The sequence below is a fragment of the Thioalkalivibrio sp. HL-Eb18 genome (genome assembly GCF_000364985.1).
Lineage (GTDB): Bacteria > Pseudomonadota > Gammaproteobacteria > Ectothiorhodospirales > Ectothiorhodospiraceae > Thioalkalivibrio.
In genome coordinates, this window is sequence record NZ_KB822965.1 from 88,853 (window position 1) to 103,300 (window position 14,448).

At 65.3% G+C, this 14,448-nt stretch carries 16 protein-coding genes; 2 read left to right on the forward strand and 14 right to left on the reverse strand.

The features are described 5' to 3' along the window. Positions 1-32: 32 nt before the first annotated feature. From F813_RS0106195 to F813_RS0106205, 3 genes are read right to left on the reverse strand one after another with little or no spacing between them, the layout of a single operon-like run. The gene (locus tag F813_RS0106195) at positions 33-2,069 is read right to left on the reverse strand and encodes a hypothetical protein (protein WP_026148164.1); all 2,037 of its coding nucleotides are present in this window, start codon (positions 2,067-2,069) and stop codon (positions 33-35) included. Positions 2,070-2,095: 26 nt separating this feature from the next. Then, entirely contained in the window at positions 2,096-2,884 is a 789-nt protein-coding gene (locus tag F813_RS0106200) for a YdcF family protein (protein WP_012982174.1), read from the reverse strand. Between the two features lie 17 nt (positions 2,885-2,901). Continuing rightward, a complete protein-coding gene (locus tag F813_RS0106205; protein ID WP_012982173.1) occupies positions 2,902-3,384 on the reverse strand; it encodes a Crp/Fnr family transcriptional regulator in 483 nt (160 codons plus the stop codon). A gap of 104 nt (positions 3,385-3,488) precedes the next feature. Here F813_RS0106205 and F813_RS0106210 point away from each other — a divergent pair, with 104 nt between their 5' ends. After that, positions 3,489-3,947 carry a DUF6231 family protein gene (locus tag F813_RS0106210; protein ID WP_012982172.1) on the forward strand — a complete coding sequence of 153 codons (459 nt, stop codon included), beginning with the start codon at positions 3,489-3,491 and terminating at the stop codon, positions 3,945-3,947. Positions 3,948-3,959: 12 nt separating this feature from the next. Here F813_RS0106210 and F813_RS0106215 read toward each other — a convergent pair whose 3' ends face one another. From F813_RS0106215 to F813_RS0106225, 3 genes are all read right to left on the reverse strand, one after another. Then, positions 3,960-5,279 carry an MFS transporter gene (locus tag F813_RS0106215; protein ID WP_017925936.1) on the reverse strand — a complete coding sequence of 440 codons (1,320 nt, stop codon included), beginning with the start codon at positions 5,277-5,279 and terminating at the stop codon, positions 3,960-3,962. A 23-nt stretch (positions 5,280-5,302) separates the two neighbouring features. Further along, on the reverse strand, positions 5,303-6,037 hold the full coding sequence (locus F813_RS0106220) for an MBL fold metallo-hydrolase (protein WP_017925937.1): 735 nt from the start codon (positions 6,035-6,037) through the stop codon (positions 5,303-5,305). Between the two features lie 298 nt (positions 6,038-6,335). Further along, positions 6,336-7,010, reverse strand: a complete 675-nt coding sequence (locus F813_RS0106225) for a metalloregulator ArsR/SmtB family transcription factor (protein WP_017925938.1) — start codon at positions 7,008-7,010, stop codon at positions 6,336-6,338. 203 nt (positions 7,011-7,213) lie between these two features. On the opposite strand from F813_RS0106225, the gene F813_RS0106230 reads away from it, so the two are divergent. Further along, positions 7,214-7,666 (forward strand): hypothetical protein, encoded by a 453-nt coding sequence (locus tag F813_RS0106230; RefSeq protein ID WP_017925939.1) that lies wholly within the window; start codon positions 7,214-7,216, stop codon positions 7,664-7,666. Between the two features lie 123 nt (positions 7,667-7,789). Here the strand turns inward: F813_RS0106230 and mnhG are convergent, their stop codons facing one another. From mnhG to F813_RS0106270, 8 genes are all read right to left on the reverse strand, one after another. Then, on the reverse strand, positions 7,790-8,185 hold the full coding sequence (gene mnhG, locus F813_RS0106235) for a monovalent cation/H(+) antiporter subunit G (protein ID WP_012982167.1): 396 nt from the start codon (positions 8,183-8,185) through the stop codon (positions 7,790-7,792). After that, the gene (locus F813_RS0106240) at positions 8,178-8,453 is read right to left on the reverse strand and encodes a cation:proton antiporter (protein WP_012982166.1); all 276 of its coding nucleotides are present in this window, start codon (positions 8,451-8,453) and stop codon (positions 8,178-8,180) included. Before F813_RS0106240 ends, mnhG begins: the two co-directional genes overlap by 8 nt. A gap of 14 nt (positions 8,454-8,467) precedes the next feature. After that, positions 8,468-8,941 (reverse strand): Na+/H+ antiporter subunit E, encoded by a 474-nt coding sequence (locus tag F813_RS0106245; protein WP_012982165.1) that lies wholly within the window; start codon positions 8,939-8,941, stop codon positions 8,468-8,470. After that, positions 8,938-10,443 carry a Na+/H+ antiporter subunit D gene (locus tag F813_RS0106250; protein WP_017925941.1) on the reverse strand — a complete coding sequence of 502 codons (1,506 nt, stop codon included), beginning with the start codon at positions 10,441-10,443 and terminating at the stop codon, positions 8,938-8,940. The genes F813_RS0106245 and F813_RS0106250 overlap by 4 nt, the downstream gene beginning before the upstream one ends. Further along, positions 10,440-10,787: a Na+/H+ antiporter subunit C gene (locus F813_RS0106255; RefSeq protein ID WP_026148165.1), complete on the reverse strand. Its 348-nt coding sequence runs from the start codon at positions 10,785-10,787 to the stop codon at positions 10,440-10,442. Before F813_RS0106255 ends, F813_RS0106250 begins: the two co-directional genes overlap by 4 nt. Continuing rightward, the gene (locus F813_RS0106260; protein ID WP_012982162.1) at positions 10,787-11,212 is read right to left on the reverse strand and encodes a Na+/H+ antiporter subunit B; all 426 of its coding nucleotides are present in this window, start codon (positions 11,210-11,212) and stop codon (positions 10,787-10,789) included. Before F813_RS0106260 ends, F813_RS0106255 begins: the two co-directional genes overlap by 1 nt. Further along, positions 11,209-13,512 (reverse strand): putative monovalent cation/H+ antiporter subunit A, encoded by a 2,304-nt coding sequence (locus tag F813_RS0106265; RefSeq protein ID WP_017925943.1) that lies wholly within the window; start codon positions 13,510-13,512, stop codon positions 11,209-11,211. Before F813_RS0106265 ends, F813_RS0106260 begins: the two co-directional genes overlap by 4 nt. Positions 13,513-13,725: 213 nt before the next feature. Continuing rightward, positions 13,726-14,415, reverse strand: a complete 690-nt coding sequence (locus tag F813_RS0106270; RefSeq protein WP_017925944.1) for a TIGR04211 family SH3 domain-containing protein — start codon at positions 14,413-14,415, stop codon at positions 13,726-13,728. Positions 14,416-14,448 lie beyond the last annotated feature (33 nt).

The window sequence follows — 14,448 nt, forward strand, 5'->3', positions numbered from 1 at the left end:
ACCCTGAACGGCAACCAAACGCGTAACGAAGCTCATTGCACCACCGGCCCGTCACCCGCCTGGATGGTCGCCAGACGATGGACCAATTCGGGCCAGTCGACCCGGCGGTTGTAGCCAATCACCTGAATCTGCGGGATGCCACCGCCCTGCACCAGCACGAAGCCGCCATCCGGGCGATCGGCCACGCCGGAGGCGGTGCAGACCTCGCCACGCAGCTCGCAGCGAAAACCAAGGCGACGATAGCTGAAGTTCTCGAAGAATTGCAGGAAGACCGACGAGGCCGCGGCCTGAAGTCCCCCACCCAGCTCGGTGATGTTCTCCACCGCCCGCTGGCTGATCCGTCGGCGCCCACGATCACGCTCCGGCGTCATCAACTCCAGATCCATGTGGACCGGCGACCAGTCCACCATCACCAGATCGCGCACGTGCCCGGAGATCCGGCCCTGCACACGCCCGAAATCGAAGGCCTGGGTCAGGGGATCCAGGTCCAGCCGCTGGATCTCGGCCGACAGGCCCAACTCGGGGGCGTAACCCAGCAGATTGTGGATATACACATCACGCAGCACGACCTCGCCGTTGAACACCTGGACCAGCAACCGCCCATCCACGTTCAGGTCACCCTGTTCGTAGCGTACCCGAGGAATCATGCCGGCCAGCCGCCCGGAGAATCGCGGCCAGCCCAGTACCTCGGTCAGCGGCTCCAGGCTGATCGCGCGAATACCGCCCTCGAACCGTACATCCGGCCCCGTATCGGTCTGGCGCAACTCAAAGACCCCGATACGCAACCCGCCATCGAAGATCGGGATCTCGGTTTCAGCCAGCAGCTCCATTCCGGCCGGCAGGGCCCGGATCTGCGCCTCGAACGCATCGAATGGCAGCCCGTACAGGTGCGCGGCATCCAGCGCGAAGGTCCCGGGGCTGCCCGCCTCGTCTGCCGACCAGTCGAGTGCCCCGCGCGCACCGGCCAGGCCGAAACGCCCCCGCCGGTCGCTGGCATCCAGTTCCGACCACTTGAGATTCGCACGCCGGGGCTGCGAACCCGCCAGTTCCACATGCCCTGCGATCCACCCCCCGGTGGCCAGATCCCCGAGTACCGTCCCGGCCAGCCAGGGCGCCAGCAAGGAATCATAGACCGGGGCGAGCGCATGGACCCGCCCGTGAAAGACCCCATCCAGCCCGGCCTCCGGGTCGTAGGCCACCGCCTCTCCCCTTGCCTCCAGCGCATCGCCGTAACGCAGATCCAGGGCATCCACTCGGAACGCCTTGGCCCCGGGATCCCCCTCCAACCCGTTCAGGGAGAGCTCCATCGGCCCCTCGTCGTCCAGGTCCACGAACCACGGATCGATGTAGACCACGCCGCCCTCCAGGGCGAGATCCAGGTCCCAGCGCATGCCATCCCCGGACAACTGCGCCTGGCCGCGCAGTTCCTCGCCGGCCTGCAGGCCCAGCGGATCGCTGAACGCGACCTCTTCCAGCCCCAGGCGCGCGGTGACCCGACCATCCGGGCGCAGCCGCAGATCGAGATCGGCCCGCCCCCCGTCGACGGCGACGGGGAGTTCCAGAGGCAAGCGGTCGAATGCGGCCAGCGCCTGGAGATCCAGCCCTCGCAACCGGGCATCGATATCCCAGCCGCGTTCGGGGGCAAAATCCGCGCGCAGGCTCCCACGCCCGCCGAACCACCGGGGCCAGTCCCCGGCCAGTCGGAGATAGCCGCTGTCGCGGCCCCAGGCCAGCGACAGGCGATGGCCGTCCAGCCGCAGATCGCCCGAGCGCCCCCACAGACGCGCGTCGTCACAGGCCACCTCGCGCCGGGTCAGGCGCAACTCGGTACATTCCACCCGCGCGGCCGTCAGCGTGCCCACCGGCTCCGGCAGCTCGATACGCTCGGCACGCAACTCCAGGCTCAGGCGCCCGTCGCGCCAGCCGATACGAGACGTCAGCCCCTTGGCACTCAGGGCCTCGTGCACCAGCGACTCGATATTCAGCTCGGCCCCGAGGGAGACGTCGGGCTCGGCCAGCGCCGAGGCCGATGTGGCCGCGAGGCCTGACGCGCAAATCCCCGCCAGCATCCAGCGCACCGGGCGGGGCACGGGCATCAGTCTCCCGTACTGCCGCGCAGGCGCTCGCGCAGGGGCAACGCCACCCGCGCCAGCCACTCGCGCAGAGCAAAGCGCGAGGTCTCGATGGCCTCGGCCGTGGGCAGGAAGTCCTGCAGACCGCGCGGTTCACCAGTGGTGCCGCGGAAACCGGCGGGCGCCGGATAGGCGTCGAACCCGGCGCGCTCGAAGCACTCCAACGCACGCGGCAGATGCATCGCCTGGGTCACCACCAGCACGGCCTCCACGCCCTGCCCCTGCAGACGCTGGCGTGTATGTGTGGCGTTCTCGCAGGTGTTGCGCGAGGTGTTCTCGAGCCAGCGAGCCGAGACACCGAGATCCTGTTGCAGGGTCGCGGCCATTAGTTCGGCCTCCGAACGCCGCCCGGGCAGCGCCCTCGGTGTCCCGCCCGAGACCACAATGGGGAGATCGGTTGCACGATGCAGCCGCGCGCCCGCGCGCACACGCTCGTGGGTGCGAGGGTTCAGGGCATCGTGTCCGGCGTCCTCCGCACGGCCCACCCAGCGGCCGCCGCCCAGGATGACGATCGCATCCGCCCGCCCGGTCGCCAGTACGCTGTCGCGCACCTCGCGCTCGAGGGTGTCCGCCAGGGGCTGTGCCACGACCTGCAGGCTGGGCAGCACCAGCGCCAGCAGCCCCAGCGCCAGGAGCGGCCGACCACCGCGCCAGTCGGCCCGCCACAGCAGCCCGCCCAGGATCGTCAGGGCCATACCCAGCCCCGGCGGCAACAGCAGGTGTTCCGCGATGGTTTGCAGGGACGCGAGCATGGGCGGTCCCGGGGGGCTTACTTCTTGCCCGGGGAGTAGAGGTAGTGGGCGTAGGTCGCCACGTCCTCCGAGACACGGCGAATCAGGTGATCCAGGCTGATGATCGCGAACTCCAGCAGGTTCACCGCGATATACGGGTTTTCCACGCGCAGGCGGTCGTACATCGAGCGCGACAGCCGCAACAGCCGCGTCTTGTCGCTCAGAGCCCGCATGCGCACGCCGCGCGGCACGCGGTCAAAGAACGACATCGACCCGGCCAGCTCGCCGGTCTGCATACGCCCCACCTCGATCTCCTGGCTGCCATCGTCGTGATACAGCGCGGCCGTCCCGCTCACCACGAAAAACAGCGACTCGCCCACCTCGCCGATGTCCGCGATCACCTGCTTGTGGTGGGTTTCCACCACCTCCAGGTATTCGAGCAGGACTTCGACCTCCGCAGGCGTCAGGGACGCGGAGATCGGGTGCTTGGAGAGGAATTCGGTCAGCAGTTCCTTGGACATGAGGGGGCTTCCTTCTGACGGGTCCGCAGTAGCAGTGGAGGTGATTTAGAGTATAACGAACGCACCCTCGACACGGGGGACGGGATACACCGAGGAGACGTGGATTGATCGACATTGATGCCCTGCGCCGACATCTGCCGCGCCGCCTGCGCGAAGGTCGGGCCCTTCTGCTCGCGGCCGGGGCCAAGCCGCCGGACAGCCCACCGGGGCTGGAACAGATCACCGTGGAGGACTTTCTCGAACACCCACCCGAATCCCGCGTGCCACTGGTACTGCTGCTGGACACCCTCAGCGCCCTGGATATCCCGACCGGCCAGCAACTGCTCGGCGGACTACGGGATCGCTGGGCGGACGAGGTGCTGATCCTCCATCGGCTGGACGATGAACGCTGGGGACTGAATGAGTTGCTGGCACTGGGTTTTCGGCGCGACCCGGACGCCGAATCGGCCGCACCGGACCATGCGGTCTACCGCACCAGCCTGTACGACTACAAGCTGACGCCCGACTGGCTGAATGCCCGCTTCTGGGCCAACCCGGAGATGTGGAACAAGGCGCGCTGGTAGGCGCGCGGGGGCCTAATCCTTCTCGGGATTGAGTCGCGGGTGGGTCTCCTCCCCCCACAGCAGTACCAGCGCACCGGACAGGAACATGGCGATGGCCACGAACCAGAAGCCCCAGGTCACCGAACCGCCGATGTGGGCGACGACCCCCAGGGCCAGTGCACCGATGCCGTAGCCCAGGTCCCGCCAGAAGCGGTAGGTCCCGATCGCCGAACCGCGCCAGTTTGGATGGGCAATATCGGCCACCGCCGCGCTCAGATTGGGATACAGCAGGGCCATGCCAAAGCCGGTTACGGCCGCCGCGAACGACCACCAGATGACCCCCTCGCCGAGCAGCGTCAGGGCCACGCCCGCGCCACAGATCCACATGCCCCAGACGATGGGCTGCAACCGCCCCACATGGTCGGAGAGCTTGCCGGTGGCGAACTGCGAGCCACCCCAGACAAAGCCGTAGATCCCCACGACCCAGCCGATCGCGGCCAGGCTCAGCCCCTGCTGATACAGGAATACCGGATAGAACACCCAGACCAGGGCATCGACGAACTTCTCCACCAGGCCCGCCTGACTGAACGCGGCCATGCGCCGGTCCCGCCAGGACATCAGCGTGAACACCTCCCAGGTGGTCGGCGTATCGGCGATCGATTTGGGATAACGCGGTTGTGGCCCGGTGGATTGCCCGGCGGCATGCCGTGCCCCCTCGGCCCTGGCCCAGTCCAGGGTCTCGCGCACCCACAGCGCGGTCATCAGGATCGCGATCGCGATGACGACGACGCCGAACACGAACACCCCCATGCGCGGCCCAAGGGCAGCGGCCATATAGCCGGTCACGATCCCGGCAACGGCCACCCCGACATAGCCGGAGAACTCGTTCATGCCCATGGTGAAGCCGCGCTCGTCGCCCCGGGTGATGTCCATCTTCGCGGTCTGCGTCATCGACCAGGCCAGACCCTGATTCACGCCCAGCAGGATGGTCGCGGCCACGATCCAGCTCCAGGACGGGGCGTAGAGGATCATGAACGGGATCGGGATGGCCGCCATCCAGCCGAGCATCAGCACGGTCTTGCGCCCCATGCGTTCGGACAGTCGCCCGGCCACGAAATTGAGCACGCCCTTGACCACGCCGAACGCGACGACGAACGCGGTCAGCAGCATGAACGAGCCCTCGGCCACGCCGAACTCGTCCTCGGCCAGCGCCGGGATGACGGTGCGCATCATCCCGATCGTCAGGCCGACAAAGAAGACCTGGATCAGCTGCTGCCCAAACTGACCCAGGTTTTCGCGAATCCCGTGGGTCAGGTGTTCATAGGCCTTTGCGGCCCTGGATGGATCGCTCATCAAAGCTCCCTGTCTTGCACCATTCAGGCCGCGATATTGGCGGCTACATAGGCATCCATGCCCGCCGGTCGCGGGGGGATGTCACTCGTCAGGAAGTCGACGAACGCATCGCGATCACTGAACGCAAGCCCCGGGTTGAAGCGTTTCTCGAAACCCAGGGTGGAGGACGGCTTGCCCGACAAACCTGCCCCGCAGGCGCTTCCGGCGTAATGGCCGGGATAGATCTCGAGTTCATCCGGCAGGCCCAGCAGCCGCTGATGCAGGCTGTCGTACAACCGCCCCGCCATCTCGCGTTCCTGCCCGGCCAGATCGGGGCGCCCGACGCTCCCAATAAACAGCGTGTCACCCGTCAGCACGAACCACGGCTGCTCACCGCGACGCGTGTCGGTCACCAGCAGACACACGCTGTCTTCCGTATGTCCCGGCGTGTGGATGACCTCCGCTTCGACGTTACCGGCCTCGATCCGGTCGCCGTCGCGCAGGGGATGAAAATCGAACTCGACCACCTCGCGATCCGATTCATGGAGGCAATACTTCGCGCCAGCCCGCTCCGCCAGATCGCGCCCACCGGAATAGTGATCGGCGTGGACATGGGTATCGATCACGTGCGTGATCTCGACACCGGTCTGGCGTGCCTGCTCCAGGAACCACTCCTGATCGCCCTCGACCACGTCCACAGCGATCGCCTTGCCGAGCGACCCGCATCCGAACAGATAGGACAATGACGATTCTGTAGTCGGTAACTGACGGAAAAACATGACCTACCTCCTGGATCATCCATAATGACGACAAGGATCGGGCGAGAACGGCGAATCCGGTTGTTCGATTCCGGGGAAATCCCCGCAATCGAACGGAACCCATCTGGCACAATCTTTATTCTAACATTCGTTAGAACGTAACCTAGTGCGCGGCCAAAAGAATGTCAAATACGTTCTGGGGAATGCGGATGGGGCTCCAGCGCAGAAGGCAGACGACCGTCCGCCTGTACTCTCAGCTTACACGCCCCCGCTGGGGCGTTGACGCGGAGTGAGCGAACCGGCGCCGGCCAAGGCGGCTTCAGCGCTCGGAGGGACCTTGCACCAGGGGCAGCCCCTGGTGGCGCCATTCCGCCACGCCTTCATCGAGACGGATCGCGCGGAAACCATGCTCGCCCAGGATGGCCACGGCGTCGCGCGCCATCAGGCAGTACGGTCCCCGGCAGTAGGCAACAACCGGGACATCCGGGGCCAGTTCGTCCAGACGCTGCTTCAGCTCGCGCAACGGGATGGATCGGGCATGTGGCAGATGCGCAGTGGCATACTCGGTGTCCGGGCGAACATCGAGGACAATGACCTCGCCCCTGCGTGCCTGCTCCAGTAGCTCCTGACCACTCAGCGGGACCATGTCACCGGCACTGGCTGCCATGTCGCGGACGGCGCCCTGCAACTCCAGCAACCGGCTCTCCGCCAGCTCCCGCAACACCACCCAGAAATCCGCGACGCGCGGGTCCGCCAGACGGTAGAAGATGCGGCGTCCCTCGCGCCGGGACTCCACCAGATTCGCCTGACGCAGCTCTTTCAGGTGGGCACTGGCCAGTTTGACACTGATCTGGGCGTCCGTTGCGAGCTGGTCAACGCTCTTCTCCCCTTGCACCAGGATCTCGATCAGCTCCAGCCGCTTCGGGCTGGATGCCGCCTTGCCAATCCGGGCGACCTGGTCATAAAGCAAATCCTTGAGTTCGCGATCGGACATGAACGCATTCCAAATAATGGGGAAGCCGGCAAGGTAGACCGCCCTGCCCTGTCGTGCAAGGCCCAAGGGAGAACGAGGGTTTGTTGCGCCGAATTTATTCTTGACTAAATTAGTCAGGAACTATTCATCAGCAGTTAGTAACTAACTAACAAGCCGTGCCCCGATGATCGACAGGGGCACCCGTTCCCGAAAGGAGGACAACCATGAGCCAGCTGATCCACAACTTCCCGGCCGACGGCGTCGTCACCATCAACCGCGTGATCCTGAAGCCGGAATACAGCATCGACGACCTGCAGGAACGTGTCGCCATGCTGTGCGAAAACGTGAAGACCTACCACTCGGACACCGGCTTCGTTGGCGGCTTTGTCGCACTGAACTCCGGCGCCGTCTCCAACGAGGGCTCGACCATCGGTCAGGCCGTGGAGAGCCCGATGAAGGACAAGGAAGCGTTGATCATCACCTTCTGGCGCAGCTTCGAGGAACACGAGGCCTCGCACCGCAGCGAGACCTTCCAGCCGCTGTTCCAGGAGGTCCTGGAGCTGTGCGAGAACGGTAACGAAGAGATCGCCTACGAGATGCTCTGGTCTGGCGCGGCCTATTCGCCGGAAGAGGCCAAGGCCGCCCGCGAGGCGAAGGAAACCCATCAGGCGGCCTGAATCCGCATTGATGACTGCTGAGTGACCTCCAGTCGTATTTCTCTCCTGCGACTGTGCCCATTGCCGGGACCTTGCGTCCCGGCTTTTTTTGGGTGGACGGCCGGGATACCGGCCAGGTCGAATTCAGCGCCGGGGCTCGTCGTCCGACGAGGACTCGTTCATCTCCGGGGGCGAGGCCAGCGTGTGGGTCTTGTCGTCATAGCGGCCCTTCAACTCGTCCGCGCGCGTGTGCTCCCACAATGGCACCCCCACGAAGTAGCCGGCGCGGCCAATCGCATGCGCGGCCACCGGGGCCGTCAGCAGCAGAAAGCCGATCACCGCCACGGCTCGGGTAGTCACGCCTCCGTCACCGAAATAGACGGCGACCCCCACCATCATCAGACCAGCCCCGAGCACACCTGCCTTGGTCGTCGCGTGCAGGCGCATCGGCAGGTCCGGCATGCGGACGAGCCCCAACGCGGCTACCACCATGAACGCGGCACCGGATACCAGGAACAACGCCGTCAGTAGCTCAATCATCTTCGCGATGCCCCCCTTTCTCGAGATAGCGGGCAAATCCGACCGCGGCGAGGAAGGCGGTCAGGGCCAGCACCATCGCCACGTCGATAAACGGGGTCCGGCCACTGGCGATCACGTACACCGCGATAAAGCCGATGGTAAGGGATGCGATCAGCTCCAGCGCCACCACGCGATCGGGCAGCGTCGGCCCGAGATAGAGACGCCAGAACCCCAGCACCAGGGAGATGCTGAGCAGGACATTGGCCACAATGATGGCGATTTCAAACATCTGCATCCCCTGCGCTAGCGCAGGACCTCCAAGGCCCGGTGTTCCAGATACTTGATCGAGCGGATCACCGCGTCGCGGTCTTCCAGATACATCACGTGGATGTAGAGCACCTTCCGGTCGGTCGAGACGTCCAGGCTCAGGGTGCCCGGCGTCAGCGAGATCAGGTTCGCGACGATCGTGATCTCGCCATCGGTCTGCGCATCCAGCGGAAAGGCGATCACGCCCGGCACCATGTGGTGCGTCGGCGTCATCACATCGTAGGCGACCTTCAGGTTCGACAGGAACAGTTCCCACAGGAAGAACCCAATGAAGGCGATGAACTTGGGCACCCGTCGCGCGTAGCTCGCAAACGCCGGCTTGTCACGCAACGCGAACGCCAGCAGGACATAGCCGAGGAAGAACCCGATCAGCAGGTTGCCCCCGGTGAAGTTTCCGGTCAGAAACACCCAGATCAGGGCCAGCGCGATATTCCAGGTCAGCGCGATCATTGCCGTGAATCTCCCAGCACGGCCTCAATATACTGCGACGGATCCAGGAGCTGCTCGGCGGACATCGCCGCCATCTGGTAGATCGGCTCGCCGTACAGGCCGATGGCCACGGTCATCAGCGCCAGCATGATCACCGGCACCCACATCCAGATCATCGGGCCCGAGCTGACATCCCGGAGCTCGCCCTCGACCCCTTCCGGCTGTGCCTTCCAGAACACCTCGGCCCAGATCTTGATCATCGAATAGAGCGTCAGCAGGCCCACCACCAGTGCCACGGCCACGACCCAGTAGGCCTCGGCCTCAATACCGGCGCGGATGATGATGAACTTGGCGAAGAACCCGGACAATGGCGGCAGCCCCGCCAGCGACAGCGCCGGGATCAGGAACAGCACGCCCAGCATCGGGTTCGTGCGGTAGATGCCACCCATGTGCTTGAGCTCGTGGGTGCCTTTCATCACGAAGGTGATCCCGCTGATCAGGAACAGATTCGCCTTCACGATGATGTGGTGCATGATGTAAAACACCCCACCGACCAGTGCCAACGGTGTAAACAACGCCAGCCCCATGATCATGTAGCCGATCTGACTGATAATGTGGAACGACAGGATGCGCCGGAATTCGTAGTGGGCGGCCGCCCCGAGCACGCCGGTCAGCATCGTGGCCGCGGCCACCCACAGGAGGATCTCGTGGGTGTAGTCCACATCCTGGTTGAAAATCAGCGTGAACACGCGGAACAGCGCGTATACCCCGACCTTGGTCAGCAGGCCCGCGAACAGCGCGGAGACCGCGACCTTGGGCGTGTGATAGGAGGCCGGCAGCCAGAAGAAGAACGGGAAGGCCGCCGCCTTCACCCCGAACGCGACCAGATACAGCATCGCGATCACGGTGATCAGCCCGGTGTCTTCTACCGTGGAGAGCTTGTCGCCGATGTCCGCCATGTTCAGCGTGCCGGTCAGACCGTAGGTCAGGCCGATCGCGGTCAGGAAGATCATCGACGACAGCAGGTTCAGGGTGACGTACTTGATCGCCCCCTCCATCTGCGAGCGCTCGCCCCCCAGGATCAGCAGCGCAAACGACGCGACCAGCATCACCTCGAACCAGACATAGAGGTTGAAGATGTCGCCGGTCAGGAACGCGCCGTTCACCCCCGCCAGCAGCAGGTGCAGCAGCGGGTAGTAGCCGAACTTCTCCGACATCTTGCCGATGCCCGAGAGCGAATAGAGCGCGGTCGCGAAGCCGATGATGCCGGTCAGCACCACCATGATCGCCGCCAGCATGTCGGAGACCAGCACGATCCCGAACGGTGCCGGCCAGGAGCCCATCTCCATCACGACATGGCCGTGCTCCCAGGTCTCCATCAGCAGCCAGACGGTGGCCGCCAGCATGGCGCCGGTGCCGAGCACGCCCAGCGCGCGCTGCGCGAAATGCGAGCGCCAGAACATCACCGACAGCGCGCCGGCGAGCAGCGGGATAATGACCGGAAGGGCAACGGACATATTCATCGATCCGTGTCCTTCATCTGGTCCATGTCATCGGCCTTCACGACCTCGTAGGCGCGATGGATCAGCACCACGGCGAAGGCCAGCACGCCGAAGCCGATCACGATCGCGGTCAGCACCACGGCCTGCGCCAGCGGATCGGCCGACAGCCCGTCGGGAACCGCGGCACCCGGCGGGATCAGCGGGGGCGCGCCCGGCAGCATGCCGGCCAGCGTAAAGATCAGCAGGTTGGCCGCGTTCGACAGCAGCACCAGGCCGATCACCAGCTTGACGATCGAACGCCGGAGCATCATGTAGATGGCCGCGGCGTACATACCGCCGACCACGAAGGCCATGACGACTTCCATCAGTCTTCCGCCTCCGCCAGGTTGAGCATGATCGTCAGCACCGACCCGATCACGACGAGATAAACGCCGATGTCGAAGATCAGCACGGTGGAAAGCTTGATCTCGCCGAACACCGGCGCGGTGAATTCCCACCACTGGGCCGTAAAGAACGCCTGTCCCAGAAAGGCCGCGGGTAGTGCGCTCACGACCGCCAGCACCATTCCGGCACCCAGGAGGTCGCGCGGGTCCACGCGTAGCACCTTGCGCGCGGAACGGATGTCCATGGAAAACAGGTACAGCACGATCGCCGCCGCCGCGACCAGACCACCGATAAAGCCGCCACCCGGCTCGTCGTGGCCGCGCAGCAGCAGGAACACGGAGAACAGCAGCAGCAGCGGCAGCAGGAAGTGCCCGGCCGTGCGCAGGATCAGCGAATGCATGTTCATCGGCGGTGGTCCTCCGCGCGGAAGCGAATCATCGCGTACACCCCGATCGCCGCCAGGGCCAGCACGAAGATCTCGCCCAGCGTATCCAGGGCCCGGAAGTCGACCAGCACCACGTTCACGATATTACGGCCATAGCCCGAGGGCTCCGACTCCTCGATGAAGTACTGCGAGATCGAGTCGAACAGGCGCGCATCCAGGGTGCTCAGCATCAGCAGCGTGATCATGCCGCCGGTGACCAGCGCAATACCGGCGTCGCGCAGCCGCAGCGCGGTAGACGACAGATTCAGGAAACCCGGCAGACGGAACAGCACCAGCACCAGCAGGATCACCGTCAGGGTCTCCACCAGCACCTGGGTGATCCCCACATCGGCCGCGCTGTACAGCACGTACACCAGGGCGACCGTAAAGCCCAGAGAGCCCAGCGCTGCCACGGCCCCCAGACGCGAGCGTGTCAGCACCGCGAACAGCATCGACGCCACCAGGATCGCGATGATGGCCATTTCGTGGATCTGCAGGCGCTCGAAGTGCACCGTGCCGACACTCACGTCGAACAGCTGGGCGGTCACGCCGACCAGCCCCGCCGTCATCGCCACGATCACGATCACGTAATAGCGCAGATAGCCGTTCTGCAGGACCCGGGTCTGCCATTCGGAGATCCAGACCAGACCATCCATCATCTTGAAGTAGCCCTTCTCCGGGCCGTACTCGGCGGCTCGATCGACCCAGGCCAGGGCCCGACGTGCCTGCTCCCAGCGCCAGTAGAGCAGACCACCCGCGACCAGGCTGAACGCGGAGATCGCCAGCGGCCAGTTAATGCCGTGCCACAGCGCCAGGTAGCCATCCACCGGCGCGCCCTGCACGCTGGCCGCCGCGGCGTTGACCAGCCCTTCGTCCGCCAGCCCCGGCCCAAGGCCAAAGATCAGGCCCAGGCTGGCCAGCACGACCGGACCGGCCAGCATCGCCGGCGGTGCCTCGTGGTGCGGGGTCTTGGGTGTTTCCGCCCGAGCCCCGAACCACGGCCGGATACCGACGATCGCAGCCACTGCCACGCCGAGAATCGCGGTCAGTACCGCCAGCAGCGTCAGGATACCCACCAGACCCGGGGCCTCGAGCACCGACTCCAGCATCAGTTCCTTGGCAACGAATCCGAACAGCGGGATCACCCCACCCAGCGACAACGCGGCAAGAATCGCAAAGGCGGCCGTGATCGGCAGCGCGGTGCGCAGACCTCCGGTCTGCAGGAAGTCCTTGGCCCCGGCCTCGTGGTCGAGGATGCCGGCGACCATGAACAGCGCGCCCTTGTACAGCGAATGCGCCAGCAGGAAGGCCATCGCGGCCATCAGCGCGGTCTCGGTCCCGATGCCGATCAGCATCGTCAGGGTACCCAGCGCCATCACCGTGGAATAGGCCAGAACCTGCTTCACGCCCGTACTGCGGAACGCCAGGAACACGCCGGTGAACATCGTGATCGCACCGAACAGCGCCAGGGTGGTGAACCAGATATCGGTACCGCCCAGCGACGGATTCAGGCGCGCCAGCAGGTAGACCCCGGCCTTGACCATGGTGGCCGAGTGCAGATATGCGGAGACCGGCGTCGGCGCGGCCATCGCCCGCGGCAGCCAGAAGTGGAACGGCACCTGGGCCGACTTGGTAAAGGCCCCGAGCAGTATCAGGATCAGCAAGGGCAGATACAGCGCATGCTCGCGCACCACTTCGCCGCTGGCCAGGATCTCGGAGAGTTCGTACGAGCCGCCGGCCATCGCCAGCATGATGATCCCGGCCAGCAGTGCGAGGCCGCCACCGACGGTCACGAACAGGCCCTGAAGCGCGTACTTGCGGGCGTCCGCGTTCTCGTGGTTGTAGCCGATCAGCAGATAGGACGTGATGCTGGTCAGCTCCCAGAACACGAACATCGCGATCAGGTTGTCCGCCAGCACCAGCCCCAGCATCGAGCCCATGAAGGCGAGGATGATCACGTAGAAGCGCCCGAGGTCACGGTGCCCCTCGAGATAGCGCCCGGCGTAGGTGACGATGAAGAACCCGATGCCCGAGATCAGCAGCGCGAACAGCAGCGACAGGCCGTCCACCAGGAAGGACAGGTGGATATCGAGCCCCGGCAGCCAGGGCCAACTGAGCACGATGGCCTCGCCCGCGGAAACCGCAGGGAGGAAGCTCAGGAAATACAGGAACAGCGCCGCCGGGAGGAGCCCCAGCACCCAGCCACTGGCGCGACCGGTGACGCGATGGACCGCGGGTGCGATCGCGGCCACCAGGAATGTTGACAGAATTGCGTAAAGCATCCGGCCAGTCGAGTCCTTGTATGTCGGGCGTTATCCGCGTGATCCGGACGATGGATCCGAAAGCACGCTACTGGAGTTGCGTCCGCCACCAAGAACCACCGGCGACGGCTTCAAAACAGCTGCGAAAGCCTAAAGGCTCGACCGCCGCCACGCAAGAAACGGGAAGCGGGGCACGTTTCTTGCGTCCCCGCCCCCATCGAGGGTATCGAGGAATCAATACCAGTCGCGGCGGCGACGGCGTAGCGGGATGCGCGTCAGGATGATGCCGAGAATCAGGCTGCCGACGGTCACCGCCGCACCCGTCATGAACCAGCGCCGCTGGCTGTCGGCCTGCATCACCTCCACCTGGCGGCGATACTCGTCCGCGGAATCACGGGCCTCTACAAGCTCGCTTTCCAGGCGCCGGTTTTCGCGCTGGATCTCCTGTGGGCGCGCCGCGACGTCGCGCAGCTCCTCAAGCTCGGATTCCATGTCCGCCACCTGCGTCTCCAGGCCGTCGCGCTCGGCTTCGAGTTCGCGGCGGGTATCCAGCAGTTCGGCAATTCGGCCCTCCTGGTCATCCGCGCCCGAACGGATCTCGGCCAGCTCGGCCTCGACCTCCTCCAGGCGCTCACGGGAATGCGGCTCGTCCTGCAGGTAACGGGTCAGGATCCAGGCCTCGGTGCCGCTGGGCAGGCGAATACGGGTGTGACCATCGCCGCTCTCCTCGAGCACCGCGACCTCCTGACCCGAGCGCACCGAACTGATAATGCGGCTGTTCGGCCCGGTGCCATTCCGCACCCCGACCTCCAGCTCGTCGCTGACGAAACGCGTGGTCTCGGCCATCGCCGCCGTGGCGGTCAAGCCGCCCAGGATCAGAATCCCGGATACCGTGAGTCCGCGCATCACCCGCTGCATCTGCATGCCCATGTCCTGCCTCTCGCCTGGTTGCCTGAT

Coding starts and splice junctions, on each gene's coding strand:
- F813_RS0106195 (WP_026148164.1), bottom strand. CDS start 2,069: ATGCTGGCGGGGATTTGCGCGTCAGGCCTCGCGGCCACATCGGCCTCG.
- F813_RS0106200 (WP_012982174.1), bottom strand. CDS start 2,884: ATGCTCGCGTCCCTGCAAACCATCGCGGAACACCTGCTGTTGCCGCCG.
- F813_RS0106205 (WP_012982173.1), bottom strand. CDS start 3,384: ATGTCCAAGGAACTGCTGACCGAATTCCTCTCCAAGCACCCGATCTCC.
- F813_RS0106215 (WP_017925936.1), bottom strand. CDS start 5,279: ATGAGCGATCCATCCAGGGCCGCAAAGGCCTATGAACACCTGACCCAC.
- F813_RS0106220 (WP_017925937.1), bottom strand. CDS start 6,037: ATGTTTTTCCGTCAGTTACCGACTACAGAATCGTCATTGTCCTATCTG.
- F813_RS0106225 (WP_017925938.1), bottom strand. CDS start 7,010: ATGTCCGATCGCGAACTCAAGGATTTGCTTTATGACCAGGTCGCCCGG.
- F813_RS0106230 (WP_017925939.1), top strand. CDS start 7,214: ATGAGCCAGCTGATCCACAACTTCCCGGCCGACGGCGTCGTCACCATC.
- mnhG (WP_012982167.1), bottom strand. CDS start 8,185: ATGATTGAGCTACTGACGGCGTTGTTCCTGGTATCCGGTGCCGCGTTC.
- F813_RS0106240 (WP_012982166.1), bottom strand. CDS start 8,453: ATGTTTGAAATCGCCATCATTGTGGCCAATGTCCTGCTCAGCATCTCC.
- F813_RS0106245 (WP_012982165.1), bottom strand. CDS start 8,941: ATGATCGCGCTGACCTGGAATATCGCGCTGGCCCTGATCTGGGTGTTT.
- F813_RS0106250 (WP_017925941.1), bottom strand. CDS start 10,443: ATGAATATGTCCGTTGCCCTTCCGGTCATTATCCCGCTGCTCGCCGGC.
- F813_RS0106255 (WP_026148165.1), bottom strand. CDS start 10,787: ATGGAAGTCGTCATGGCCTTCGTGGTCGGCGGTATGTACGCCGCGGCC.
- F813_RS0106260 (WP_012982162.1), bottom strand. CDS start 11,212: ATGAACATGCATTCGCTGATCCTGCGCACGGCCGGGCACTTCCTGCTG.
- F813_RS0106265 (WP_017925943.1), bottom strand. CDS start 13,512: ATGCTTTACGCAATTCTGTCAACATTCCTGGTGGCCGCGATCGCACCC.
- F813_RS0106270 (WP_017925944.1), bottom strand. CDS start 14,415: ATGCAGATGCAGCGGGTGATGCGCGGACTCACGGTATCCGGGATTCTG.